Annotated in this window: 24 protein-coding genes and 1 tRNA gene; 12 read left to right on the top strand and 13 right to left on the bottom strand. The window is 63.7% G+C overall.

Annotation, left to right across the window (positions count from 1 at the left end; all coding sequences use genetic code 11):
- Positions 1-24 precede the first annotated feature (24 nt).
- Entirely contained in the window at positions 25-396 is a 372-nt protein-coding gene (locus tag BKY27_RS10265) for a winged helix-turn-helix transcriptional regulator (RefSeq protein WP_071674374.1), read from the top strand.
- Between the two features lie 117 nt (positions 397-513).
- Here the strand turns inward: BKY27_RS10265 and BKY27_RS10260 are convergent, their stop codons facing one another.
- Both BKY27_RS10260 and BKY27_RS10255 read right to left on the bottom strand, forming a co-directional pair.
- Complete coding sequence (locus BKY27_RS10260) at positions 514-801, bottom strand: NfeD family protein (protein WP_071674373.1); 288 nt, start codon at positions 799-801, stop codon at positions 514-516.
- A complete protein-coding gene (locus BKY27_RS10255) occupies positions 801-1703 on the bottom strand; it encodes an SPFH domain-containing protein (protein WP_071674399.1) in 903 nt (300 codons plus the stop codon). The genes BKY27_RS10260 and BKY27_RS10255 overlap by 1 nt, the downstream gene beginning before the upstream one ends.
- A gap of 103 nt (positions 1704-1806) precedes the next feature.
- Between BKY27_RS10255 and BKY27_RS10250 the strand changes: the two genes are divergently transcribed.
- Positions 1807-3060: a DNA polymerase IV gene (locus tag BKY27_RS10250; protein ID WP_071674372.1), complete on the top strand. Its 1254-nt coding sequence runs from the start codon at positions 1807-1809 to the stop codon at positions 3058-3060.
- A gap of 108 nt (positions 3061-3168) precedes the next feature.
- On the opposite strand, the gene BKY27_RS10245 is transcribed toward BKY27_RS10250, so the two are convergent.
- The gene (locus tag BKY27_RS10245; RefSeq protein ID WP_084667932.1) at positions 3169-4044 is read right to left on the bottom strand and encodes an N-formylglutamate amidohydrolase; all 876 of its coding nucleotides are present in this window, start codon (positions 4042-4044) and stop codon (positions 3169-3171) included.
- 134 nt (positions 4045-4178) lie between these two features.
- On the opposite strand from BKY27_RS10245, the gene BKY27_RS10240 reads away from it, so the two are divergent.
- Both BKY27_RS10240 and ykgO read left to right on the top strand, forming a co-directional pair.
- A tRNA-Val gene (locus BKY27_RS10240) sits at positions 4179-4253 on the top strand.
- Positions 4254-4321: 68 nt separating this feature from the next.
- Positions 4322-4447 carry a type B 50S ribosomal protein L36 gene (ykgO, locus tag BKY27_RS10235; RefSeq protein ID WP_012177066.1) on the top strand — a complete coding sequence of 42 codons (126 nt, stop codon included), beginning with the start codon at positions 4322-4324 and terminating at the stop codon, positions 4445-4447.
- Between the two features lie 77 nt (positions 4448-4524).
- On the opposite strand, the gene BKY27_RS10230 is transcribed toward ykgO, so the two are convergent.
- Both BKY27_RS10230 and BKY27_RS10225 read right to left on the bottom strand, forming a co-directional pair.
- Complete coding sequence (locus BKY27_RS10230; RefSeq protein WP_084667931.1) at positions 4525-6591, bottom strand: peptidoglycan-binding protein; 2067 nt, start codon at positions 6589-6591, stop codon at positions 4525-4527.
- A 36-nt stretch (positions 6592-6627) separates the two neighbouring features.
- Positions 6628-7845: a phenylacetate--CoA ligase family protein gene (locus tag BKY27_RS10225; RefSeq protein ID WP_071674370.1), complete on the bottom strand. Its 1218-nt coding sequence runs from the start codon at positions 7843-7845 to the stop codon at positions 6628-6630.
- A gap of 128 nt (positions 7846-7973) precedes the next feature.
- Between BKY27_RS10225 and BKY27_RS10220 the strand changes: the two genes are divergently transcribed.
- Entirely contained in the window at positions 7974-8825 is an 852-nt protein-coding gene (locus BKY27_RS10220; protein WP_071674369.1) for a hypothetical protein, read from the top strand.
- A gap of 62 nt (positions 8826-8887) precedes the next feature.
- On the opposite strand, the gene BKY27_RS10215 is transcribed toward BKY27_RS10220, so the two are convergent.
- The 7 genes from BKY27_RS10215 to BKY27_RS10185 form a co-directional block, all read right to left on the bottom strand.
- A complete protein-coding gene (locus BKY27_RS10215; RefSeq protein WP_071674368.1) occupies positions 8888-9748 on the bottom strand; it encodes an ABC transporter ATP-binding protein in 861 nt (286 codons plus the stop codon).
- 79 nt (positions 9749-9827) lie between these two features.
- Positions 9828-11111: an ABC transporter substrate-binding protein gene (locus BKY27_RS10210; RefSeq protein ID WP_071674367.1), complete on the bottom strand. Its 1284-nt coding sequence runs from the start codon at positions 11109-11111 to the stop codon at positions 9828-9830.
- Between the two features lie 83 nt (positions 11112-11194).
- Positions 11195-12271 carry a branched-chain amino acid ABC transporter permease gene (locus BKY27_RS10205; RefSeq protein WP_071674366.1) on the bottom strand — a complete coding sequence of 359 codons (1077 nt, stop codon included), beginning with the start codon at positions 12269-12271 and terminating at the stop codon, positions 11195-11197.
- A 3-nt stretch (positions 12272-12274) separates the two neighbouring features.
- Positions 12275-12496: a hypothetical protein gene (locus tag BKY27_RS10200; RefSeq protein ID WP_071674365.1), complete on the bottom strand. Its 222-nt coding sequence runs from the start codon at positions 12494-12496 to the stop codon at positions 12275-12277.
- A gap of 3 nt (positions 12497-12499) precedes the next feature.
- The gene (locus BKY27_RS10195; RefSeq protein ID WP_071674364.1) at positions 12500-13489 is read right to left on the bottom strand and encodes a branched-chain amino acid ABC transporter permease; all 990 of its coding nucleotides are present in this window, start codon (positions 13487-13489) and stop codon (positions 12500-12502) included.
- A 101-nt stretch (positions 13490-13590) separates the two neighbouring features.
- The gene (locus BKY27_RS10190; RefSeq protein ID WP_407668417.1) at positions 13591-14406 is read right to left on the bottom strand and encodes an ABC transporter ATP-binding protein; all 816 of its coding nucleotides are present in this window, start codon (positions 14404-14406) and stop codon (positions 13591-13593) included.
- A 2-nt stretch (positions 14407-14408) separates the two neighbouring features.
- The gene (locus BKY27_RS10185) at positions 14409-16385 is read right to left on the bottom strand and encodes an AMP-binding protein (RefSeq protein WP_071674362.1); all 1977 of its coding nucleotides are present in this window, start codon (positions 16383-16385) and stop codon (positions 14409-14411) included.
- 205 nt (positions 16386-16590) lie between these two features.
- Here BKY27_RS10185 and BKY27_RS10180 point away from each other — a divergent pair, with 205 nt between their 5' ends.
- From BKY27_RS10180 to BKY27_RS20245, 4 genes are all read left to right on the top strand, one after another.
- Positions 16591-18519 (top strand): PAS-domain containing protein, encoded by a 1929-nt coding sequence (locus BKY27_RS10180; RefSeq protein WP_071674361.1) that lies wholly within the window; start codon positions 16591-16593, stop codon positions 18517-18519.
- Positions 18516-19217 carry a response regulator transcription factor gene (locus BKY27_RS10175; RefSeq protein WP_071674360.1) on the top strand — a complete coding sequence of 234 codons (702 nt, stop codon included), beginning with the start codon at positions 18516-18518 and terminating at the stop codon, positions 19215-19217. Before BKY27_RS10180 ends, BKY27_RS10175 begins: the two co-directional genes overlap by 4 nt.
- A gap of 88 nt (positions 19218-19305) precedes the next feature.
- On the top strand, positions 19306-19704 hold the full coding sequence (locus BKY27_RS10170; protein ID WP_071674359.1) for an MAPEG family protein: 399 nt from the start codon (positions 19306-19308) through the stop codon (positions 19702-19704).
- A gap of 27 nt (positions 19705-19731) precedes the next feature.
- Positions 19732-19893, top strand: a complete 162-nt coding sequence (locus BKY27_RS20245) for a hypothetical protein (RefSeq protein ID WP_199559096.1) — start codon at positions 19732-19734, stop codon at positions 19891-19893.
- Here the strand turns inward: BKY27_RS20245 and BKY27_RS10165 are convergent.
- Complete coding sequence (locus tag BKY27_RS10165) at positions 19890-21098, bottom strand: hydantoinase/carbamoylase family amidase (RefSeq protein ID WP_071674358.1); 1209 nt, start codon at positions 21096-21098, stop codon at positions 19890-19892. The genes BKY27_RS20245 and BKY27_RS10165 overlap by 4 nt on opposite strands.
- 121 nt (positions 21099-21219) lie before the next feature.
- Between BKY27_RS10165 and BKY27_RS10160 the strand changes: the two genes are divergently transcribed.
- The 3 genes from BKY27_RS10160 (at position 21220) to BKY27_RS10150 (ending at position 24155) form a co-directional block, all read left to right on the top strand.
- The gene (locus tag BKY27_RS10160; protein ID WP_071674357.1) at positions 21220-21879 is read left to right on the top strand and encodes a histidine phosphatase family protein; all 660 of its coding nucleotides are present in this window, start codon (positions 21220-21222) and stop codon (positions 21877-21879) included.
- 16 nt (positions 21880-21895) lie between these two features.
- Entirely contained in the window at positions 21896-22945 is a 1050-nt protein-coding gene (locus BKY27_RS10155) for a saccharopine dehydrogenase (RefSeq protein WP_071674356.1), read from the top strand.
- A gap of 70 nt (positions 22946-23015) precedes the next feature.
- Positions 23016-24155: a saccharopine dehydrogenase family protein gene (locus tag BKY27_RS10150; RefSeq protein ID WP_071674355.1), complete on the top strand. Its 1140-nt coding sequence runs from the start codon at positions 23016-23018 to the stop codon at positions 24153-24155.
- Positions 24156-24170: the final 15 nt, after the last annotated feature.

Raw genomic sequence — 24170 nt, 5'->3', positions numbered from 1 at the left:
ACATAGTTACCTGGAAGGAAGCTCATGCCGGCGAAACGCGCCACCAGCTACGCCTGCCCCATCCGCGACGTTCTCGACCGCGTCGGCGATGCGTGGTCGGTCCTGGTGATCATGGAATTGGCGGGCGGCCCCTGCCGCTTCAACGCGCTGCAACGGGTGGTCAACGGTATCTCTGCCCGGATGCTCTCGGTCACTCTGCGCCACCTGGAACGCGACGGGTTGGTCAGCCGCCGGGTGCTGGAGACATCGCCGCCACAGGTGGAATACGCGCTGACCACGACCGGGGCCTCGCTGCATCGCGCCATGGGCGAGCTTGCGGCATGGGCCGAAACCAACCAGCCCGCCATCCGCGAGGCCCGCGCCGCCTATGACGCGAGCCTTGAGGCAGCGCAATAGGCCCGATCGCAGACCCGGCCACAGCCAGACGGTCCTTGGGGGCCAGCCCCCAAACCCCCGGAGTATTTGCACCAAGAAGAAGGGGGTGCGGACAATTTTAGCTGAATTTTCCGGGACTCAGTTATCGTTGATATCATGGTCGAAGGTTTTCACCTGCCCACGATACACGCCAAGGAACCGGCGCAGCAGCAGCCATGCCCCCAGCGAGATGACCGCGAAGGACAACACCAGCACCGGCACGCTGTCGGTGATGAACGCCGCCAGCGGCCCCCCGACGAACAGCAAGACGGCGACCGCCGCCGCGCCGATGCCGAAGCCCAGCAGAACGAAAGTCGGCAGGATCACTTCGCCAATGGCCAGAAGGATCGCCGCCGCCCCCCAGACCCACCAGTCATTCCAGAGCATCAGACGCGTCCCTTCAGCATCTGGAAGGCTTTGCCAAAGGCATCGGCGGCATCGGCAGGCACCACGATGGTCTGCGTCCCCTGCCCCCGCGCCACCTGCGCGATGGCCTCGACCTGTTTCAGCGCGATCTGGTATTGCGCCGCTTCCAGTCCGTTTTCGGCAATCGCATCGGCGACGACGCGCGTCGCGTAGGCTTCGGCATCGGCCTGGATCTTGCGCGCTTCGGCTGTCTTCTCGGCGGCATAGAGCTCGGCATCCGCGTTCAGCTCCACCGCGCGCTTGGCGCCCTCGGCCTCGGTCACCTGCGCGCGCCGGGCGCGTTCGGCGTTCAACTGCTGCAACATCGCGTCGCGCGTTGCCTGATCAAGGTTCACATCGAGAATTTCGGCCCGTGTGACCTCGATCCCCCAGGCATCGACGGCATCCTCGACCGCTGCCTTGATCTCGGTGATCAGGGCCGACCGGTTCGACTGCACCTCGTCAAGGTCCATCTTGCCGATTTCCGCGCGCACTATACCGGCTACGGTGGTCGATATCGCGCCGTCCACGTCCCTTATACGGTAGACGGTCTTTTCCGGCTCAAGGATGCGGTAGAACACGCTGGTGTCGATCTGCACCAACACGTTGTCCTTGGTGATCGCATCCTGGCTGGCATTGGGCAACTGGCGTTCGAGGATGGAAATCTTGTGCGCCACCCGGTCGAGGAACGGGATGATGAAGTTGATCCCCGGCCCAAGCACCGAACGCAGCCGCCCGAAGCGCTCGACCACGAACTTCTGGCTCTGCGGCACGATGCGAATACCGAGGTAGATGCACAGGATGATGAAACCTGCCAGCAGCAGGACCACCAGATTACCGCCCAGAAGGGCGTCCAAGATTGCTTGGATATCGAAATTATCCATGATGGGTTCCTCGTTCTTCATGTCTGGAACTATGCATTGGGGTCTGAAAATGTGCTAGACACATTTGGCCCCGAAACACGCGGGGCGCAAGACCCGAGTCCCCATGCCCGCCCTCTGTCGCGACTGCCTGACCCCGTTCGAGACCGGCGCCCGCTGCCCCGCCTGCGGGCGGCCCCGGGTCGTGTCGCACCCGGAACTCTTCGATCTATCCATCGCGCATATGGATTGCGACGCCTTCTACGCCAGCGTTGAAAAGCGCGACAACCCGGACCTGCGCGACAAGCCCGTCATCATCGGCGGCGGCAAACGCGGCGTCGTCTCGACTGCTTGCTATATCGCGCGGATAAAGGGGGTGCGGTCCGCCATGCCGATGTTCAAGGCGCTGGACCTGTGCCCCGAGGCGGTGGTCGTGCGCGGCAGGATGGACGTCTACGCCGCCGTGTCCCGCCAGATCCGGGCGATGATGGAAGAGATGACCCCCGCCATCGAGCCGCTGTCGCTGGACGAGGCGTTCATGGATCTGTCTGGCACCGCCCGGCTACATGGTCGCCCGCCCGCCGTGATGCTGGCGCGGCTCGTGAAGCGGATGCAGGACGAGCTGGGCATCACCGGCAGTATCGGCCTGTCCCACAACAAGTTTCTGGCCAAGATCGCCTCGGATCTCGACAAGCCGCGCGGATTCTCGGTGATTGGCGCGGCCGAGACCATGGACTTCCTCGAACAGAAGCCCGTTCGGATGATCTGGGGCATCGGCGAAGCCGGGCAGGCCGCGCTCGACAAGGTGGGCATCCGCACCTTCGCGGATCTGCGCCGGTGGGAGCGCGAGGACCTGGTGGCTCGGTTCGGGTCGATGGGCGCGCGTCTCTGGCACCTCGCGCGCGGTCAGGACACACGCCGGGTCAGCCGCGATGCCCCGATGAAAAGCATCTCGTCCGAGACCACGTTTTTCGAGGACACCGCCGATCCCGACCTGCTGGACGGGCACCTGTGGCGGCTGTCGGAAAAGGTGGCCGACAGGCTCAAGGCCAAAGGGCTGGCGGGGCGCGTGGTGGTGCTGAAGCTCAAGCAGTCGGATTTCAAACTGATCACGCGGCGACGCAGCCTTTCCGACGCCACCCAGTTGGCCGACCGCATCTATCGCGCTGCGAAAGAGCTGTTTGACGCCGCCCCCCACAACCGTCCCTACCGCCTGATCGGCGTTGGCCTGTCCGATCTGGGGCCGGGCGACATGGCTGATCGCTCTGGCAACCTGCTGGACCCACACGAAGCCGCCCGGATCAAGGCAGAGCGCGCCAGCGACGAGATCCGCAAACGCTTCGGCGTGGATGCCATCGTGAAAGGACGATCGCTGCGCTGAAGCGTGTCGGGCCAAAGCGGCAACCGATCTTGCGTTCCTCGGACATGCGACATGAATACCGGAGAGCGGGCGCGCGTGATCGGGAATGAACGCGACACGCTCCGGCCCCTACTCCGCCGCCATCGGCAGCGCCTCGCCGCCGCCGATCATCTGGCGCAGAACATCGCGCATCAGCGCCTTCACGCTCTGGAAATTGCTGTTGGGGCGGATGTCGCGTTCGTTCATGTAAAGCGACCGGTCCACCTCGATCTGCACCGCGTGGCGCCCGCGGGACGGGCGGCCATAGTGCTGCGCGATATAGGCCCCGGCGAAGGGGCTGTTGCGGCTGACGATCAACCCGGCCCCGGCAAAGACCGCCTCCAGCCGGTCGATGATCTCACCCGAGGAAGAGGCCCCGAAGCGATCCCCCAGAACCACGTCGGGCCGCCGTTGACCGGGCTTGTGCAACAGGCCATCCAGCGCCTCATGCGGCATCGAATGCATGTCGAGCAGGATCGCCTCGCCGAACCGCGCGACGCTGTCATCCATCAGCGCATCCAGGCGGGCATGGTAGGGTCGCCAGACCTGTATCAGTCGCTGGTCGGCCTCATCGCGCGACAGTTTTCCGTGGTAGATCGGCCGCCCGCCGGAAACGACACGGGGAATCACCCCCAGCCCCGAACTGATGCGGGGATTGACGGCACCGCGCCGCAGCCCCTCGACCACCGCCGGGTCCATCTCGTCGCAGGCGCGGTTGAGATCGACAAAGGCGCGCGGATATTCCGCCGCCAACAGCGGTGCCCCAAGCATCGGGGCGTCCGCCACCAGCATATCCACAAAGGCATCTTCCGACGACCGGATCGCGCGTTCATCCAACCGGCTTTGCCGCAGAAAGCTCCACGGGTAATAACGGCCTGAATGCGGCGACGCCACAACGACCGGTCCTGCCCAGGTTTCGGGCATTTCCAGCCGGTATGGCGGGCGGTATGGTGTGGTCTCGGTCATTGATTTTTACATTACCCGAATTTTGTGGTGTCAAAAGCCCTTGAACACCCTTCCGACTCCTTTTATAGACCGCGCTACCCAACGTGGCAGGGCTGCGGCTGGCAAGGAATTGTTGGCTCGGTTTTGCAATTTAGGGGCGATTAGCTCAGCGGTAGAGCACTTCGTTGACATCGAAGGGGTCACTGGTTCGATCCCAGTATCGCCCACCATTTCCGCCCTTGTATCAAGGGCTTAACCCCAAGCGCGCACCGCCGCGCCGCGACGAAGGAGAGGGCCGATGAAGGTCAAGAACTCGCTCCGCTCGCTCAAGCAGCGCCACCGCGATTGCCGCGTCGTGCGCCGCAAGGGCCGCGTCTATGTGATCAACAAGACGCAACGCCGGTTCAAAGCCCGTCAGGGCTGAACGGCTGGAGATTTTCAGGAAAAACGCCGCAGGGTCGCCCCTGCGGCGTTTTTCTGTGTGGGCGGGGGCCGGGCGGCTCAGTTGCCGCCCAGTAGCCCGCCAATCGCCAGCCGCCCCAGGGTCTCTCCGTCGAGGATACCGGTTTCCCGCAGACCGTTGTTCCGCTGGAACCGGCGGATGGCCGCGACGATGTCGGCTTCGGATTGCGGCGGGGTGTCGAAATAACCCTGCCGCGTCAACGCTTGGGCCGCCAGTTGCAGCTGGATCGGGTTGTTCCGCCCGATCGCGGGATCGTTGGCCTCCAGCTCTGACAGGCGCTGCCGGGCATCGCTGGCATGCCGACCGTTCGGATAGGCCTGCAAATAGTCCCGATAGGCCTGCTGAGTATCCGCCGCTTGGGCCGTCTGCCACGCTTGGTTATCGTCACGGATTTCGGTAATCCGGTCGCTCGCCGCCTGCCCATGACGCGGACTGACGAAGGAATTCAGGTAATCGCGGTAGGCAGGGATCGTGTCGGTCGCCTGCGCGGCCTGCCACGCCTGTTCGTCCGACTGAATCGCCGCTATCCGGTTCTGGGCTTCCTGCCGGTGCGGCCCATTGGGATAGGCGTTCAGATAGGCCCGGTAGGCGGCGACGGTGTCTGTATTGCGCGCTTGTTGCCACGCGCCGGGCTCTCCCGCGACCTGCTGCAATTGTTGCAACCGCTGATTGGCCTGTCCTGCGTGGGGGCCGTTCGGAAAATCGTTCAGGTAGGCCCGATAGGCCTGGATCGAATCCGCCGCCTGCGCCTGTTGCCACGCCTGCTGTTCCTGTTGCGCCGTCATCTGTTGCAGCCGCTGACGCGCCAGTTGCGAAAACTCGCCGTTTGGATAGCGGTTGAGATAGGTTCTCAGGCCCGCGATGTCCTGTCCGCGTCCCGTCTGGGTCCAAAAGGCAATATCGGCCTGCCGTTCCTGCTCGGCCTCGATGGCTTGCAACCGCTGGCGCGCCAGATCGGAATATTCCCCGTTCGGGTAGCGCCCCAGATAGGCCCGCAGGCCCGCCTCGTCCTGACCGCCGCCGGTCTGCTGCCAATAGGCGCGATCCTCGGCGCGGATCTGCTCGCGCCGCACATCGCCCTGATCGCTCAGCCGGGTGATCTGCGCCGCGTCGAGATAGCCGGTGGTCTGAAGCCCGTTGGCCTGCTGCCACGACTGGATGCCGCCGCGTGTGCCCTGGCCAAAAATACCGTCGATGCCGCTGTTGTAATACCCCAGCACCGCCAGATCGCGCTGGATATCGCGCCGGGCATTGCGGCTGAGCGAAAGCGCATTTTCCACCTCCTCCGGGGTCAACTGCGGCTGCGGCGGTTCCAGTTCGGCAATGCGGGCGCGGGCTTGTCCCGCGTAATAGCCGTTGGGATAGCGATTAAGGTACGCGCGATAGGCAAACACGTTGTCCAGCGTCACCATCGAGTCCCAATAGGATTGCTCGGCAGCGGGCACCGTCGGGGTCGCCACAGGCGCGGGCACAAACGGTTGATAGGGCGCGCTCAGCGCCTGCACGGTCAGCCCCGGCGCAACGGCAAAGCTGTCGCGCAGCGGGCGGCCCGGCACCAGCAAGTCCGACCGCAGGAACCGCGCGACCGAGGCTGGGTGCCCAGTGGCCAGCGTCAGCCCATCGGGGATGTCGAGCGGACCGATCCCGGTCTCCAGCCCCGCCCCAAGCGCAACCCCCTGATCCTCGGGCGCAAGCAGGATGACCACGTCGGCATCGCTCTCGGCCCCCAGATCCAGCAGCAGTTCCAGCGGAATGCCAAAGCCCGACACGCTACCCAGATCCTGCTGGCCCGCGTCCCGGCCCAGAAACCACGTCAGCCCGCCGCCCTGGACGAACCGGCCCGACAGCGCGATGACAAGGCGCGTGTCTTCGCCCGCCGCCACCAGCTGCGAGACCAACCCGCGCAGCGTCTCCGATTCCGCATCCACCGCCGTCAGCAAGCGGAACCCCGCTTGGTCCAGCGGGGTGAACGCCGTGCCAAGGTAGCGCGGCGCGCCATAGCTGCTTGTGGCCGACTGATCGACCGTCCCTACGACAAACGCCGTATCGGCCGCCGCGGGCAGGGCGACCCCCATCAGCATGAGGGCTCGAATGACTGTGCGCATGGCTCAAACCTCCTTGATTCAAAGGGCGGTTCGAGATCATTCGTAGCTGCGCCGATCCTCGATCACTTTGCCGTCGTTGGGCAGAGACCCGGCGGGAACAAGCTCGATTCGCCCCCTTAACTTTAGCGTATCCAGAACCGATTGTTCATAAACGCTTCCGTCAGCGCCGCTGGTTTCGATCTGAACGGTCATCACGTCCATTTCGCCCTCGCGGTCGGCAATCACGCGGGCACGGCCCACGTCCTGATGCCGGGCGACCAGTTGCGCCACCTGCTCTGGGCGCACGAACATGCCCTTGATCTTGGTGGTCTGGTCGGCACGACCCATCCAGCCCTTGATGCGCATGTTGGTGCGGCCACAGGGGCTTTCGCCCGCCATCACGGCGGACAGGTCGCCGGTGGCGAACCGGATCAGCGGATAGTCGGCGTTCAGGGTCGTGACCACGACTTCGCCCACCTCGCCCGGCGCGACGGGGTCGCCGGTGCCGGGGCGCACGATTTCCACGATCACACCTTCATCGACGATCATCCCCTCCATCGCCGCGCTTTCATAAGCGATGTTGCCCAGATCGGCGGTGGCATAGCTTTGCAGACAGGCGATGCCGCGATCCGCGTATTCCTGACGCAAGCTGGGGAACAGGGCCCCGCCCCCTACGGCGGCCTTGGCGATCTTCAGCTCCAGCCCCATCTGGTCGGCCTTGTCGAGGATCACCTTCAGGAAATCCGGCGTTCCAGCATAGGCGGTGACGCCGATGTCATGGGCGGCGCGGGCCTGCAATTCGGTCTGGCCGGTGCCTGCGGGCACCACGGCGGCCCCCACGGCTCGCGCGCCATTCTCGAAAATCATCCCCGCCGGTGTCAGGTGATAGCCAAAGCAGTTCTGCACGATGTCGCCCACGCCAACCCCTGCGGCATGCAGGAACCGGCCCATCCGCCACCAGTCATGGCTGATCCCGCCCGGCTCATAAATCGGGCCGGGGCTTTGAAAGACGTGGGCAAACCCGCTTGCAGGCCCCGCAAACCCGCCAAGCGGGCCATTGGCCGCCTGGGCCGTGCCGATCTCGGATTTGCGAAGAACCGGCAGCCCGGCCAGTGCGCCCGCATCGCTGACGCTGGACGGGGCCACGTCGGCAAGGCTCTCGGCATAACCCGGCAGCGCCTTGGCACGGGCGATCTGTTCGGGCAGCGCCCGCGCCAGATCGGCGGCGCGCGCATCGGCACTGCGGGTTTCAAGGTTGTCGTAAAAAGCGCTCATGCGATCTGTCTCCACCCTGATGCAAGCCGCGACAGCTTGCCTAATTGTTCGGCACCGCTCGGGCCGGGCATTATTGGTATACTTTTGTATGCTGTTGCATTTTTTTGTTGAGTGAAGGAGGAGTCTCCGTGAAAGAACCGACCAACAGCCCGCCCGTGACCGACGACGATCTCGATGCCCGGATCATCTTTCATGACGATTTGCAGGTCATGGAGGTCGATTTCACGTCCTTCCGCTTCGAAGACACCGAAACCGTCAACCGATTCTATGACCGGGCCGAGGCCCGCATCGCCGCGACCGGCGAACCGCTGTGGTTCTTCCTCATCAATCTCAGCGACGCCTATATCGACACCGCCGTCTGGTTCGACTACTCGCGCCGCGGCAAGGCGCTGAACATGGCGCATTCCATGGGCTCCGTCCGCTTCGACCCGTCCGAGGCCACCCGCCGCCAGATCGAGCGGGACGCCAACACCGAGGCCTTCGATCCCAACCTGCATGCCGACCGCGACACGGCCATCGAGCGGCTCAAATCCTTGCCGAGCAAGCGGGTCAAACGTGTCATGCAGCAGCCCAATTACGAGCGCGCGGAATTCGTCGGACGAGTCAGCTTCGACGAGGCTGACCAGATCATGGAGGCGGATTTCTCGAACTTCGCGTTCCATAACGCCCGCGATGTCGATGATTTCTACGACTACCTCGACGAGGTCATCAGCGCGACCGGCCGCAAGTGGTTCTTCCTTGTAAACCTCAACAACTGCGAAATCCCGCCCGCGTCCTGGGTGCAATACGCGTATCGCGGCAAAGAGCTGAACATCGCCCATTCCCTTGGCTCCGTCCGCTACGCCGCCGGATCGGAAACCGAGGCCGACATCCGTATGCGCGCCGAAAGCCAAGGCTTCCGCCCCAACATTCGCAACACGCGGCAGGAAGCCATGGAACGACTGGCCGAGATCAAGGACGAGCTTGCGGCGGGCGATTAACGCCCCTCGCACCACGCCAGCCAGGTCCGCCGCGTTGCCTTGGCAGATCGCTTGGGTCTGCATCAGCTCAGCCACCGCTTGCGGCGACGGTAGGACCGCACGTCACGAAAGCTCTTGCGCCCCTCGTCGGACATGCCGAGGTAGAATTCCTTCACATCCGGGTTTTCGCGCAATTCCTTGGCCGGGCCATCCATCACCACGCGGCCCGATTCCAGAATGTATCCGTAATGGGCAAAGCGCAGCGCCACGTTGGTGTTCTGCTCGGCCAGCAGAAACGTATAGCCTTCCCCCTCGTTCAGCGATTTCACGATGCCGAAAATCTGCTCCACCAGCTGTGGGGCCAGACCCATCGAGGGTTCGTCCAGCAGGATGGTTTCCGGCCGGCTCATCAGCGCGCGGCCAATGGCGCACATCTGCTGTTCCCCGCCCGAGGTGTAGCCCGCCTGTGATTTGCGGCGCTCCTTGAGCCGGGGAAAATAATTATAGACCATCTCAAGGTCCGCGTTGACCGCGCCCTTGCCGTCCTTGCGCGTGTAGGCGCCGGTCAGCAGGTTTTCCTCGATGGTCAGGTGTTCGAAACAATGGCGGCCTTCCATCACCTGGATCACGCCGCGATCCACCAGATCGGACGGCGACAGATCCTGCACCCGCTCGCCACGATAGATGATCGAGCCCTTGGTGACCTCGCCGCGTTCGGAATGCAGCAGGTTGGAAATGGCCTTGAGCGTCGTGGTCTTGCCCGCGCCGTTGCCGCCGAGCAGCGCCGTGATGCCGCCCTTGGGCACCTTGAGGCTCACGCCCTTCAGCACGAGGATCACGTGGTTATAGATCACCTCGATATTGTTGACCTCCAGCAGCGTTTCCGCGCCTTCGTCTTCCGGGGCAATCCCGCTTCCGTGCACTTCGTGAACCTGGTCCAGCATAGTCCGTTGCCTTTTTTCTCGGGGTCCGGCGGCGACGCGGATTGGCCGCCGCCGGAAAGTGTCAGGGCCTCAGGGCCGCTTAGTTCGAACAATCACGCGGGGTGATGTCGTTTTCCGCGGCAAAGGCTGCCGAGTCTTCGTCGATCAGCGGCTGAGTGACCGAGTCGTCGGGCGCGATGAAGTCGGTCACCGTGACCCACTGTTGATCGGCGGCATTCCACTGCTGGATACGGCCCATGCCCGGCCCACCGTGGTTGGCGCAGGACACCTGGAAGGCCGGACCGACACCGTGCATGCCCAGTTCGTCCATGCGCTCTTCGGTGATGTTCAGCGCTTCCATGCCGTCCCGCATCATGGTTGCGTCGATCTGCGCCACACCATGGATTTCCTGAGCGGTGGCGGCTGCTTCAGCGGCCAGCATCGCGGCATACATGCCACGGATGTAGAGAACCGACCCGATGTTAGAGCCGTCACCAGCCGCAAGGCCGCGATCGACAACGTATTCACGGATTTCGTCAAAGACCGGCAAGTCGCCCACGCCGTTCATGTTGAGCGAGAGATAGCCGTCGGCGGCGTCGCCTGCGGGCATCACGTCATGCTCGGCACCGGCCCACCAGTTGCCGATGAAGTGGTCCATCGGGAACCGGATGTTAGCCGCTTCCTGCACGGCAACCTGGTTCATGACGCCCCAGCCCCACATCACGACATAGTCGGGACGCTCGCGGCGGATGGTCAGCCACTGGTTGCCCTGCTCCTGACCGGGGTGGTCGACGGGCAGCTGAACTAGCTCGAAGCCATACTGTTCAGACAGCACTTCCAGCGTGCGGATCGGCTCGCGGCCATAGGCCGAGTTGTGATAGAGCAGCACGATCTTCTGACCTTCCAGCGAGCCGTCATTCTGGCTCAGAAGGTAGTTGACGATCACGCTGGCCGAATCCCAGTAGTTGCCGGGGTAGTTGAACACCCATTCGAACACTTCGCCATTCGCGGCAGAGGTTCGGCCATAGCCCATCGAATGCAGCGGGATATGGTCGGCGGTCACGCGCGGGATCAACTGATAGGTAATGCCGGTCGACAGCGGCTGATAGACCAGCGCACCTTCGCCCTTGGTGGACTCATAGCACTCCACACCGCGCTCGGTGTTATAAGCCGTTTCGCATTCCGGCACGCTGGTCATTACACCACCGATGCCGCCGTCACGCTCGTTCAGCAGCGTGAAATAGTCGGCATATCCATCCGCGAACGGAATACCGCCTGCAGCATAGGGGCCCGTCCGGTAGGACAGCGACGGGAACACGAGGTCCGCCATCGCGGGGCCCGCAGCCATCAAGCCAGCCACGGCCAGGGTCAAGATTTTCTTCATCGGTAAGGTCCTCCCTTGGTTTGTCCGATGTTCTTCTTATTCCGGCGCTCTCCTCCGGGCGCCGGGGTTTGGCTGGCCCCGCGTTAGTGCGGGAACGGCCAGAGTCTCAGTTTTTCCTTGGTCAGACGCCAAAGCTGCGCCAGCCCGTGCGGTTCCACGATCAGGAAAAAGACGATCAGCCCGCCAACGACGATCAACTGGATATGGGCCACGATGTCGGTCGCCCATCCCAGCATATCGACGCCGAGGATCTTCAGGAACACTGGCAGCAGCACCATGAAGGCCGCACCCGCGAAGCTGCCGAAGATGCTGCCAAGGCCACCAATGATGATCATGAACAGCACCAGAAACGATTTCTGGATGCCAAAGGCTTCGCCCACCTCGACCGCGCCGAGATAGACCGAAAACAGCAACGCTCCGGCCACGCCGACGAAGAAGGACGAGATGGCAAAGGCCGTCAGCTTGGATTTCAGCGGGTTCACCCCGATGATCTCGGCGGCGATATCCATGTCGCGGATCGCCATCCACTGCCGCCCGACCGAGCCGCGCGTCAGGTTGCGGGCAACCCAGCTTAGCAGGATCACGAAGAACAGGCAGAACAGGTATTTCACCCAGACCTCGGCATTGGGGCCAGTGACCGCCATGCCGAACATGCTGCGTTCCGGCGCGCTGATCTGGCCCGAAGCCGAGTAGTTGTAGAACCACGGCACCCGGTTGAACAGCCACACCAGGAAGAACTGCGCCGCCAGCGTCGCCACGGCCAGGTAGAACCCCTTGATGCGCAGCGACGGCAGCCCGAAGAGCACGCCGACAATGGCCGTCACCAGCCCCGACAGCAGCGTCACGCTCACCATGTCCATCCACGGAAACGCCGTCATCAGCTTGTAGGTGGCATAGGCGCCCACGGCCATGAACCCCCCGGTGCCAAGCGACACCTGCCCGCAATAACCGGTCAGGATGTTCAGCCCGATCGCGGCGATGGCGTAGATCAGGAAGGGCAGCAGCACCGCGTTCGCCCAATAGTCCGAGATCACGAAGGGGATCACCAGCAGTGCAACAACCAGAACGAAGTAATAGCGATAGCGATCGAACTTGATCGGAAAGGTCTGGTTGTCCTCGGCGTAGCTCGTTTTGAAATCGCCGGCTTCACGGTAGAACATGGATCAGGCCTCCGACCGGTTGGTGTTCTTGGGAGGGGCCGGCAATTGCTGCCCCTTGGAAAGTTTGAGATAGGCCCAGACACCGGCCAGCATTCCCGCGGCGGCGAGGACAAGGGCAATCAGCGTCTGGCTGCTGTCGGGCTGGTCCGAGGTCAGGGCAAGATACCCGAACGCCCAGAACCCGGCCCATGAGATCACGTTGATGATGGCAATCAGCTTTCGCATCGCTCAGACCCTTTCGATGATCTTTTCGCCGAACAGGCCCTGCGGCCGGAACACGAGGAAGATCAGCGCCAGAACGTAGGCGAACCAGTTTTCGGTCGCGCCACCGATCATCGGGCCAACGGCAAATTCGAACAGCGCCTCGCCCACCCCGATGATCAGCCCGCCGACAATCGCGCCGGGGATCGAGGTGAAACCGCCCAGCATCAAGACCGGCAGCGCCTTCAGCGCGATCAGCGACAGACTGAACTGCACGCCCGACTTGCTGCCCCACATGATGCCCGCGACCAGCGCCACGAACCCTGCCAGCGACCACACGAGGATCCACACGAAGTTGAGCGAGATGCCCACCGACAGCGCCGCCTGGTGATCGTCGGCCACGGCGCGCATGGCGCGGCCCTGCTTGGTGTATTGCGCAAAGGCCACCAGCCCCGCCACCAACAGGGCGGCGACGATGGACGCGACGATATCGAGATTGTCGATGAAGAATCCGTAGCCGAACCAGCCATAGGTGGTGTCGTCGATCACCGTGTTCAGCCCCTGCGGCAGCCCCACGTCCAGCGTGCGGATTTCCGAGCCCCACATCAGGTCGGCCATGCCTTCCAGAAAATAGGCAAGGCCGATGGTGGCCATGAACAGGATGATCGGCTCTTGTCCGACCAAGTGCCCAAAGACGAATTTCTGCACCGCCCACGCAAACAGCACCATCACCGCCACCGTCAGCAGGATCGCCAGCAGCGCCGGAACGCTGTTCCAGGCGAAATTATGCAACGACGTGCCGAAGATCGCGTTGATCAGGTGGCTGAAGGGCACCCGCCCCTCCTGAATGCCGACCAGCGTCATCGCCGCGAACAGCGCCATCACGCCCTGGCTGTAGTTGAAGATTCCGCTGGCCTTGTAGATCAGCACGAAGCCAAGCGCGACGAGGGCGTACATCACCCCGGTCATGAGGCCGTTCAGCGTGACCTCCATGGCGAAAATGAGATTATCGGGCATGAATGCCTCCGGTCATCAGGGGCGCATTTTGTCTGCACGCGGGGTGTACGGGGGGTGTACAGGGGGTGTACGGGGGGCACCCCCCTGTTTTCGGGGTGAAATCAGTCATGCGCCACCCCCAGATAGGCGTCGATCACCTCCTGGTTGGACCGCACCTCGTCGGGCGTTCCGTCGCCGATCTTCTTGCCGTAATCCATCACCACCACGCGGTCCGAGATATCCATGACCACGCCCATGTCGTGCTCGATCAGGGCGATGGTGGTGCCGAACTCGTCATTCACGTCGAGGATGAAGCGCGACATGTCTTCCTTCTCTTCGACGTTCATGCCCGCCATCGGTTCGTCCAGCAGCAACAGCTTGGGTTCCGCCACCAGCGCACGCGCCAGTTCCACCCGCTTTTTCAGGCCATAAGGCAGACGCCCCACCGGCGTCTTGCGGATCGCCTGAATCTCAAGGAAATCAATGATTTCCTCGGCCTTCTGGCGGTTGGCGGTTTCCTCGCGCTCGGCCTTGCCCCACCAGATCGCCTGATCGACGAAGGTCGATTTCATGAAGTTCAGTCGGCCCGTCATGATGTTGTCGAGCACGCTCATCCCGTCAAACAGCGCGATGTTCTGGAACGTCCGCGCAATGCCAAGCCGCGCCACCTCGAAGGGCCGCATCTGCGGGCGCTTCTCGCCCCGGAACCAGACCTCGCCCTCTTGCGGGTTGTAGAACCCCGAGACGACGTTGAGCATACTGGACTTGCCGGCTCCGTTCGGCCCGATGATGGCGCGGATCTCGCCTTCGCGGATGTCAAAGGAAATGTCCTTGATCGCCACCACACCGCCAAAGCGCAGCGTGATATTCTTCATTTCCATCAGCGTGTTGCCAATGGTGCGACCGTCCTCGGTCTCGTAGGGTTGGTATTGCATCATGCTCATTCCGCGGCCACCTGCGCTTGGCCCGCAGGCTCCACGACCTTGGCGTCGCGGATTTCCAGCGTGGCGCTGATCTTGCCCTTGCGACCGTCTTCGTAAGTCACTTCGGTTTCGGTGTAGATCGAGCTGCTGCCATCATAGAGCGCCGCGATCAGGTCGGCGTATTTCTCTTCGATGATCCGGCGGCGCACCTTGCGGGTCCGGGTCATCTCGCCATCGTCGGCATCCAGTTCCTTGTGCAGCACAAGGAAGCGATGCACCTGGCAACCCGAAAGCATCGGATCTTCCGCGACCGAGCGGTTCACCTCTTCCACATGGGCCTGGATCGTGTCCATCACCTGCTTGTGGCCCGCCAGTTCCTGGTAGGATCCATAGGCGATGTTGTTCCGTTCGGCCCAGTTGCCCACGGCCGCAAGGTCGATGTTGATGAAGGCCGTGCACATGTCGCGGTCATTGCCGAAGACCACGGCCTCTAGGATGTTGGGATAGAATTTTAGCTTGTTTTCCACGTATTTCGGCGCGAAAAGCCGCCCGTCGGCCATCTTGCCCACGTCCTTGGCACGGTCGATGATGCGCAGGTGCCCGGTGGCTTCCTCGATGAACCCCGCGTCCCCCGTGGCCACCCATCCTTCCGGGTCTTTGGTGTCCCTGGTCGAGTCCGCGTTCTTGTAATACTCCACGAAGGTGCCGGGGCTGCGGTAGTAGATCTCGCCATTGTCGCCGATCTTGATCTCGACGCCGGGGCTCGGCACGCCCACCGTATCGGCACGCACTTCGCCATCGGGCTGCTGCGTGATGAACACGGTCGCTTCCGTCTGGCCGTAAAGCTGTTTCAGGTTGATCCCGAGCGAGCGGTAAAATTCAAAGATCTCCGGCCCGATCGCCTCGCCCGCCGTGTATCCGACACGCACGCGGGTCAGCCCCAGCGTGTTTTTCAGCGGGCCGTAGATCAGCTTGTCGCCAATCCAGTATTGCAGCCGGTCCATGCCACCGACGGGCTTGCCATCCAACAAATCCGGCCCCACCCGCTTGGCCAGCGCCATGTATTTGTCGAACAGACGTTTCTTGATCTTCCCGGCGTCTTCCATCCGGATCATGACCGTGGTCAGCGTGGTCTCGAACACGCGCGGCGGCGCAAAGAAATAGGTCGGCCCGATCTCGCGCAGGTCGGTCAGCATGGTGTCCGGCGATTCCGGGCAGTTCGTGCAAAAGCCGGTCCAATAGGCCTGCCCGATCGAGAAGATGAAATCGCCCACCCATGCCATCGGCAGATAGGCCAGCACCTCGTCCGAGGACCGCAGGTGGTCGAACTCGGACGAATTCTTGGCGGTTTCGATCACGTTGCGGTTGGACAGGACCACGCCCTTGGATTTGCCCGTGGTGCCCGAGGTATACAGCATCACGCAAGTGCTGTCGTAGGTCAGCTCGGCCTCGCGGCTGCGCAATTCCCGTTCAAGGCGCTCGTGTGCGGCGCGTCCTTCGGCCTGAACATCGGCCAGCGCGTGCAGACGGGTATGGTCGTATTTCCGCAGGCCACGGGCGTCTTGGTAGATGATGTGCTCGATGCAATGCACCGTTTCCTGCACCTCGATCACCTTGTCGACCTGTTCCTGGTCGCCGCAGACCGCAAAACGCGCGCCGGAATGTTCCAGCACATAGGCCATCTCTTCGGCCACCGCGTCCTGATACAGCGGGACCGGAATCGCCCCGACCTTCATCGCCGCGACCATCGACCAGTATAGCGCCGGGCGATTGCGCCCGATAATGGCAACGTAATCGCCCCGCTCCGCGCCAAGCGCCAGCAGACCAAGCGCAATCGCTTCGATCTCGTCGGCGGCCTCTGCCCAGGACCATGTCTGCCAGATTCCGAATTCTTTTTCCCGATAGGCGGGCTTGCTTCCGAATTCATCCACGTTCCGCGCCAGCAATGCAGGCACGGATTCGGGCACGCCCGAAACCGCTGTGTTTTCAGCCAAAGTTTATCCTCCCTTCGCCGGTATCCCCGGCGCCCACGCGGCTGGCTTGCGAGAGCGAGTCCGCTCACCTACCGTGTTGGGGAAATCCTTGGCGGTCAAATTTTTCCTGACTTTTTCTCAATCCTAACGAATTGTAACGGGCGTCGGCGCAGGGCTTGGCCCCCCGGACGCCAAAGTGTAGCCCAAACGCGGGAGGGGCTGTTGAATGGCAAGACTGGACGCAACCGCACAGATGACCCGGGCGGGTCTGAACCTGATCCAGCAGGCCCTGTCGATCTATGACAGCGACCTGACCCTTGCGGTTTGCAATCGCCCGTTTCAAACCATGTTCGGCCTGCCCGAACACCTTGTCACACCCGGCGCCTCGTTCGAGGAAACCATCCGGTTCCTCGTGGAAAGTGGCGAATACGGCGAAGTGGACGCGACAGAGGACTTCGTGAAGACCCGGGTGCAACAGGCCCGCGCCTTCGTGCCCCACTACATGGAACGCCGCCGCGCCAATGGCCGGATGATCAGCGTCGAGGGCAGCCCCCTGCCGGAAGGCGGCTGGATCACGGTCTATACCGACATCACCGCCATAAAGCAGCAAGAAGGGCTGCTGCGCGCCCGGTCCGAGGAATTGTCGGATCAACTGCTGACCCATGCCGAGGAACTGGCCCGCACCAACCGCCAACTGGAATCGACCATCGCGCAACTGGAAGAAACCAAACGCGGACTGGCCGAGATGGAGGCCCGCACCCGGCTGACGACCGAAATGACACCGGCCCATATCGGCCATGTCGATACCGATGGCGTCTATACTTTCACCAACCGCCGCTTGTCCTCGGTTCTGCCGGGGCGCCGCTCGGACATTGTCGGGCTGCCCTATGACGAGGCGCTCGGCTTTACGGTGGCCAGGCGGCTGCGCCCCAATCTCGAACGCGCGCTGACCGGCGAATCGACCGTGCTGGAATTTACCGATGAAGAGTCGGGCCGCCGCATCCGCACCGCCTTCACCCCCGACCGGGTGGGCGACGAGGGGCCGATCAATGGCGTCTACCTGCTGTCCACCGACGTGACGGAAGAGGCGCAGGCCCGCGCCGTGCTGACCCAGACCCACAAGCGCGAACTGGCCGCGCAACTGACCAGCGGGCTGGCGCATGATTTCTCGAACCTGCTGACGATCATCCTTGGCTTGCAAAGCCGGATGAAAAAGCTCCACCTGCCAGCCGAGGCGTCGGAACTGGCCGAGGCCACCACCGCCGCAGCCCGCCGGGGCGGCACGCTGCTGGACCGGATCGCCAAGATATCGGGCAAGCGGGAATTGCACCCGGTGCCCATCGACATGGGCCGATTTTTCGAGACCTTCCGCCCCCTCGCCCGCGCGCCGCTGCCCGACAACATGCGCCTGTCGATCACCCATAGCGTGCCCGATGAACTGCTGCTGCTCGACGAAGGCTCACTTCAGGACAGCCTGTTGAACCTCGTGCTCAATGCCCGCGACGCCATCGGCGCGACTGGCGGGGAAATTCAGGTGCGCGCGCAAAAGGTGCGCGACACATGGCTCGACATCGTGGTCGAAGACACCGGCCCCGGCTTTTCCAAAGAGGCGTTGGAATTCGCCCTCGACCCGTTCTTCACCACCAAGGGGCAGGCAGGCTCGGGGCTTGGCCTGTCGATGGTCTTCGATTTCGCCAAGCTCTCGGGCGGAAATGTGAAACTGGAAAACCACCGAAACGGGGCGCGCGTCACCTATCGCCTGCCGCTGCGCACGGTGCCCAGGGCACAGGCGCAACCGCTGCTCATTCTTCTTGTCGAAGATATGCCGGACCTGCGCGTCTCGGTGCGCGAGATGCTGACCGATCTGGGCCATCAGGTGATCGAGGCCGCCAGTTTCGCCGAAGCGGATGACCTGGCCGACTTGCCCGCGATCAACATGGTCCTGTCCGATATCAAGCTGTCCGGTCACACCACCGGCGTTGATCTGTTGGCACGGATCGCACGGCGGCGGCCCGAGTTGAAACTGGCGCTCATGACCTCGCTGCCCGAAGCCCACCCCCTGCGCCAACGCGGCGCCGCCTGCTGGCCGGTTCTGCCCAAACCCTTCGACAGCCGCCAGCTTCACGCCATCATCGCCGAAGAGGCCGCCGCATGACCGAGCCATTGATCGCCATCCTCGATGACGAACCGCAGATTCGCCTGATGCTGTCCGAGGCGCTGACCGAAGCGGGCTTTCGCACCGCCGCCTTTTCCCGCGCAACCGAATTCGAGGCCGCCCTGCGCAATTCCGCCCCCGATGTCTGCCTTGTCGATCTTGGCCTGCCCGACCGCGACGGGCTGGCGCTGGTGCACCGACTGGCGCTGGAATCGGGGGCGTCGATCATCATCATCTCGGGCCGCGCACAGGTGCAGGACCGCGTGACCGGGCTGGAACTTGGCGCCGATGACTACATCATCAAACCCTTCGACCCTGCCGAAGTGGTGGCCCGCGTGCGGGTGCGCCTTCGCGATGCGAAAACCCGCCCCGCCCAATCCGAAACCGCCCGGTTCGAGGGCTGGACCGCCTATTTCGACCGCTATGTGATGACCAGCGCCCAAGGCGAAGAGGTCAGCTTTTCCCACGCCGAAGGCGAGGTGCTGCGCCTGTTCCTGCACAGCCCCAAGCGCCTGATCAGCCGCCAGCAGATGCAAGAGGCCCTTGGCGGCGCGGCAGGCGAAAGCTTTGATCGCGCGATGGATGTCCGCATTTCCCGCCTGCGCACCAAGCTCAAGGAAGATCCAAAGAACCCGCGCCTGATCAAGACGATCTACGGCGCGGGCTATATTTTCCTTGGCGACGTCAAGTGGGACTGACCCAAAGGGAGCGTCTCAACGCGCTTCGACTATTATACAAGATGTGGTAACATCCGGGCAGTCAGCAACCAATTGCGGGGATATCCCGATGACCACCCTCGAATTCTACACCACCCTCAGCGCGCTCTGGATCGGCCTGTGCTGGGCGCCTTACATTCTTGACCGTGCATTCACCCGCGGCCTGATGGGCGCCATGGCCAACCCCGGCCCCGACGCTGCCCCGCAATCGGCGTGGGCGCAGCGGGCCATGCGGGCGCATACCGTGGCGGTTGAAAGCTTCGTCGCTTTCGCCCCGCTGTCCCTGATGGCCATGACCCGCCTGCCCGATGACAGCTATCCCGGCACGCTGGCGATGGCCTATTTCTTCGCCATCGTTGCCCACTACATCATATACGTTCTGGGCATTCCGGTGCTGCGAACGCTGGCCTTCGTTGTCGCGGCCCTGTCGACGGCGGCGCTGGCCCTGCGCCTCTTCGGCGTCATCTGAGGCCCATCCCACAGGAAAGGAGCCATAATGGACACTGTGACCATGACCTTCTACGCCCTCGTCTGCGGTGTGCTCGGACTGGTGGGGCCATCGCTCGGGCGGGCGCCAATGCGCCTTGTGATCGGCGCCCTTGTCGGGATCGTTGCGGCCGGCGCCCTGCCGACCCTGCGCGCCAACCTGGGCCTTTAGGGCGCCAGCGCAGCAGCCGCCCGCGCCAGAACCCGGAGACCGGTCACCAGATCGGCTTCGGCGGTGTCCTCGTCGAAATTGTGGCTGATCCCGCCGATCGACGGCACGAACAGCATCCCCACCGGCAGCCGCCTCGACACGTTCGACGCATCATGCAGCGCGCCCGAGGGCATCCTGCGCCATTTGCCTGGCACCACCGCCTCGGCCGCCTCGGCCAAAGCCGCCTGATAGGGCGCGTGCATCGGCACCGGTGTCAGGCTCTGGCGCAGGCGCTCGGCCTCCACCGTCAGCCCGGTTTCCGTGGCCACCTCGTCCAGCACGGCCAGAATCACATCGTCCATCCTTTGCAGCCGGTCTTCCTCGCCATCGCGCCATTGCACGGTGAACACCGCCTGCCCCGGCACGATCGACGGCGCATTGGGCGACAGCCGGAAATGGCCGATGGTCCAGACGGTCTGCGGCGTTACCACGTTTTGCAGCCGCTCGTTCAGCCGCGTGGCGATCTGCACCGCGGCTTGGAACGCATCCTTGCGCATCGACATCGGCGTGGTGCCCGCATGGTTCTGCTGCCCCGACACGGTAACCTGAATTTGCCGCGACCCGACAATCGAGGTCACGACGCCAACCGCTTCGCCCGACAGGTCCAGAACCGGGCCTTGTTCGATATGCGCCTCAAGGAACCCGGTGAACCGCGCGGGGTCGACAAACCCGTCCTCCGCCAGATGCGCCACCGCGCGCCGGCCCTCGGCAAAGCTCTGGCCGTCGCGCGCCTGGAACAGGTCGGCCTCCAGCAGCGGTGTGTTTCCAACCCAGATATCGCTGCCGGTCAACGCCCCATAGCGGCCTTCTTCATCCTGAAAACTGACGCAGGAAATCGCGACCCCAGCCGCACGCGCCGCGCGGGCGATCTCCAGCCCCATCACCACGCCCAGCGCCCCGTCCAGCCAGCCGCCTTCGGGCTGGGTATCGGAATGCGACCCGATCAACAGCGACGGTCCGTCTGTCAGGCCAAACAAATTGCCCGCCGGGTCCATGTGGGTCGCTAGCCCGGCCTCCTGCATCCGCCCCGTCAGCCAGGCGCGCGACGCGATATCCGCCTCGGAAAACGCGGGCCGCACAACGCCGGGGCCAGCTTGGCCAAAGCCGCGCAGCGCGTGAAGGTCAGACAGAAAGCGGGCGGGGTCTATGGGAAGCGATTGGGTCATACCCCCTTTCTACGCTCTTCGCCGCGCCGGTCCAGTGCAACGCGAGGATTTCCGCCGCACCCCCCTTTCCCCCCGCGCCGCGACGGCCTAATGCGGGGGCAACAGCCTACGGGGAAATGCCATGTCCTACCTTACCCTCGTGCGCCACGGTCAGGCCAATACCAGCGCACGCGACGAAGACAGCTATGACCGGCTGAGCGATCTTGGCCGCCAGCAGGCGCATTGGCTCGGCCATCATTTCGAGGCGACCGGCGAACGCTTTGCCCGCATGTGTTCCGGCTCGTTGCAACGCCACCGCGAAACCGCGGCGGGTCTGGCGCTCGACGGCCATGACGCACCCGAAATCGACCCGCGCTTCAACGAGCTTGAATTTTTCACCATGGCGCAACTGTTCGAGGCGCAACATGGCGTGCCGATCCCCGACAACCGGGAAGATTTCACCATACACCTGCCGCGCATGTTCAAGGCGTGGGCCGCGGGCGAGATCGACAATCCCCCCGAAAGCTTCGCGGCGTTCGAGGCCCGCGTAAGCGACGCGCTGAACGACTGGTCGCATGGCGAAGGGCGCGCCATCGTCGTCACGTCGGGCGGGGTCATCGGCATGGCGATGCGGATCACGCTCGGGCTTGATATGGATGCCTTCGCGCGCACCTGTCTGGCCATCGAGAATACATCGCTCAGCCGCTGGCTGTCGCTGCATGGCGCACTGGCGCTGACCCAATTCAACGCGCTGCCGCATCTGGAAACACCGGATCGGCAATTCGCGCGCACCCACCTGTGATCGGAGGACACGCGCCATGACACATCTCTGGGTCCGGGCCGAACAGCGCCCGAACGAGGAACGCGCCGGGATCACGCCCGAAGGCGTCAAGGCGCTGATCGCGGCGGGTATCAAAGTGACGGTCGAGGAAAGCTCGGTCCGCGCCAAGGGCCTGACCGGCTATGCCGAAGCGGGCGCCGATATCGCACCGGAAAACAGTTGGCCCAATGCCCCCGCCGACGCGATCATCTTCGGGCTCAAGGAGCTGCCCGACGACGGCACGCCCCTGCCGCATCGCCACATCATGTTCGGCCATGCCTTCAAGGGTCAGTTTTCGGGCCGCACCTTGCTCGACAGGTTCAAGGCGGGCGGCGGCACGCTCTATGATCTCGAATATCTGGTCGACGAGTCTGGCCGCCGCGTTGCCGCGTTCGGCTATTGGGCCGGGTTCGCGGGCGCGGCTGTCGCGCTCAAGGCATGGCTCGCCCAGCAACAGGGCACGATCTGCGGCCCGGTTGGCGGCTACCCATCCAAGGATGCGCTGCTGACCGACCTGCACACTGACCTGACCCGTTGCGACACCACCCCGCCACGCGCCATCGTCATCGGCGCGCTTGGCCGCGTCGGAACCGGCGCGTCCGATCTCTGCACGGACATGGGGCTGGAGGTCACGAAGTGGGACATGGCCGAAACCGCCAGCGGCGGCCCCTTCCCGGAGATCCTCGATCACCAGATTTTCCTCAACTGCATCTTCGCGCGCCCCGGCACGCCGGTCTTTGTCCCGCGCGCGGCGCTCGACGCTGACCGCAGCCTCACCGTGATCGGCGACGTCGCCTGCGACCCCGACAGCGACTACAACCCGGTGCCGGTCTACAGCGAAGCCACCACATGGGCCGCGCCCGCCCGCCGCGTGCATGTCGATCCGCCGCTCGACGTGGTGGCCATCGACAACCTGCCCTCCATGCTGCCCGTCGAATCCTCGCAAGACTACGCCGCGCAATTGCTGCCCTCGCTGCTGACCCTGTCCGATCTGGGTGGCGGAGTCTGGGCGCGGGCGAAGGCCGAGTTTGACAAGCACATTGGTTAAGAAAACCCGACAGAGATGTCAGAAATTTCCGACAGGTGTGTCGGAAAAACCCGGATAGGAGCGAAGCAACATGACCATCCATTGGTGCGGAACCGGCCTTTCCGCGATCCCCGGCCTACGCCGCCTGATCGAAGCAGGCCAACCCGTCGTCGTCTGGAACCGGACTCTCGAAAAAGCGCAGGAAGCCGTCGGCGACCTGACCCGGGACATCCGCATCTTCGACATGGACGCCATCGGCGCGGCGTTGCAGCCCGGCGACGTGGCCGTGTCCATGCTGCCCGGCGACTGGCACGTGCCGCTGGCCGAGCTGTGCATCTCCAAGGGGGCAAATTTCGTGTCGTCCTCCTACATCGCACCCGAGATGCGGGCCCTTGATTCCAAAGCGAAAAATGCAGGCCTTGCCCTGGTGAACGAGGTCGGGCTCGATCCCGGTATCGACCACCTGATGGCCCATGCGCTGGTGGCCGACTACCGCGCCTCGGACGCGTTCGACCCGGCCAACACCCACAGCTTCACCAGCTATTGCGGCGGTATCCCCAAGATCGCCAACCCCTTCCGCTACAAGTTCAGTTGGTCGCCGCTTGGCGTGTTGAAGGCGCTGCGCTCGCCCTCGAAATCACTGGCAGGCGGCGCGGAAAAGATCGTCACCCGCCCGTGGGACGCGATCAGCAGCTACGAGGCCCCGCTGCCAACGCCAGAAACCTTCGAAGTCTACCCCAACCGCGATTCCCTGCCCTTCATGGCAGAGTACGGATTTGCCTCGGACTGGAGCGTCGACACCTTCGTGCGCGGCACCCTTCGACTCGACGGTTGGACACAGGCCTGGACCCCGGTTTTCAAGGAAATTGAGGCCCTTATCGGCCCCGAGGGCGACGCACGGCTCAAGGAAATGTCCGACCAGTTCTGGTCCGAAAACGCCTATGACAAGGGCGAACCGGACCGCGTGGTGCTGTGCGTTTCGCTCAAGGCCGAGAGGGATGGTCAGACCGTCTGGCACAAGACCTACGTGATGGACGCATGGGGCGACGCCCAAGGCACAGCGATGGCGCGGCTGGTCTCGGTTCCCGTGTCGCTTGCAGTCGAAGCCGCCTTGGCGGGCCGCATCGGTGCCGGCGTCTCCGCCGCGCCGTCAGACCCGGTGCTGGTCGCGGAATGGATGGGCGTCGTCGCCGATCTGGCGCAGCATCTGGCCATCGTCGACCACGCCTAGGATCTTCCCAACACC

It is taken from the genome of Nioella nitratireducens, from assembly GCF_001879715.1.
Taxonomy (GTDB): Bacteria; Pseudomonadota; Alphaproteobacteria; order Rhodobacterales; family Rhodobacteraceae; genus Nioella; species Nioella nitratireducens.
This window is presented reverse-complemented; position numbering and strand designations above follow the sequence as displayed.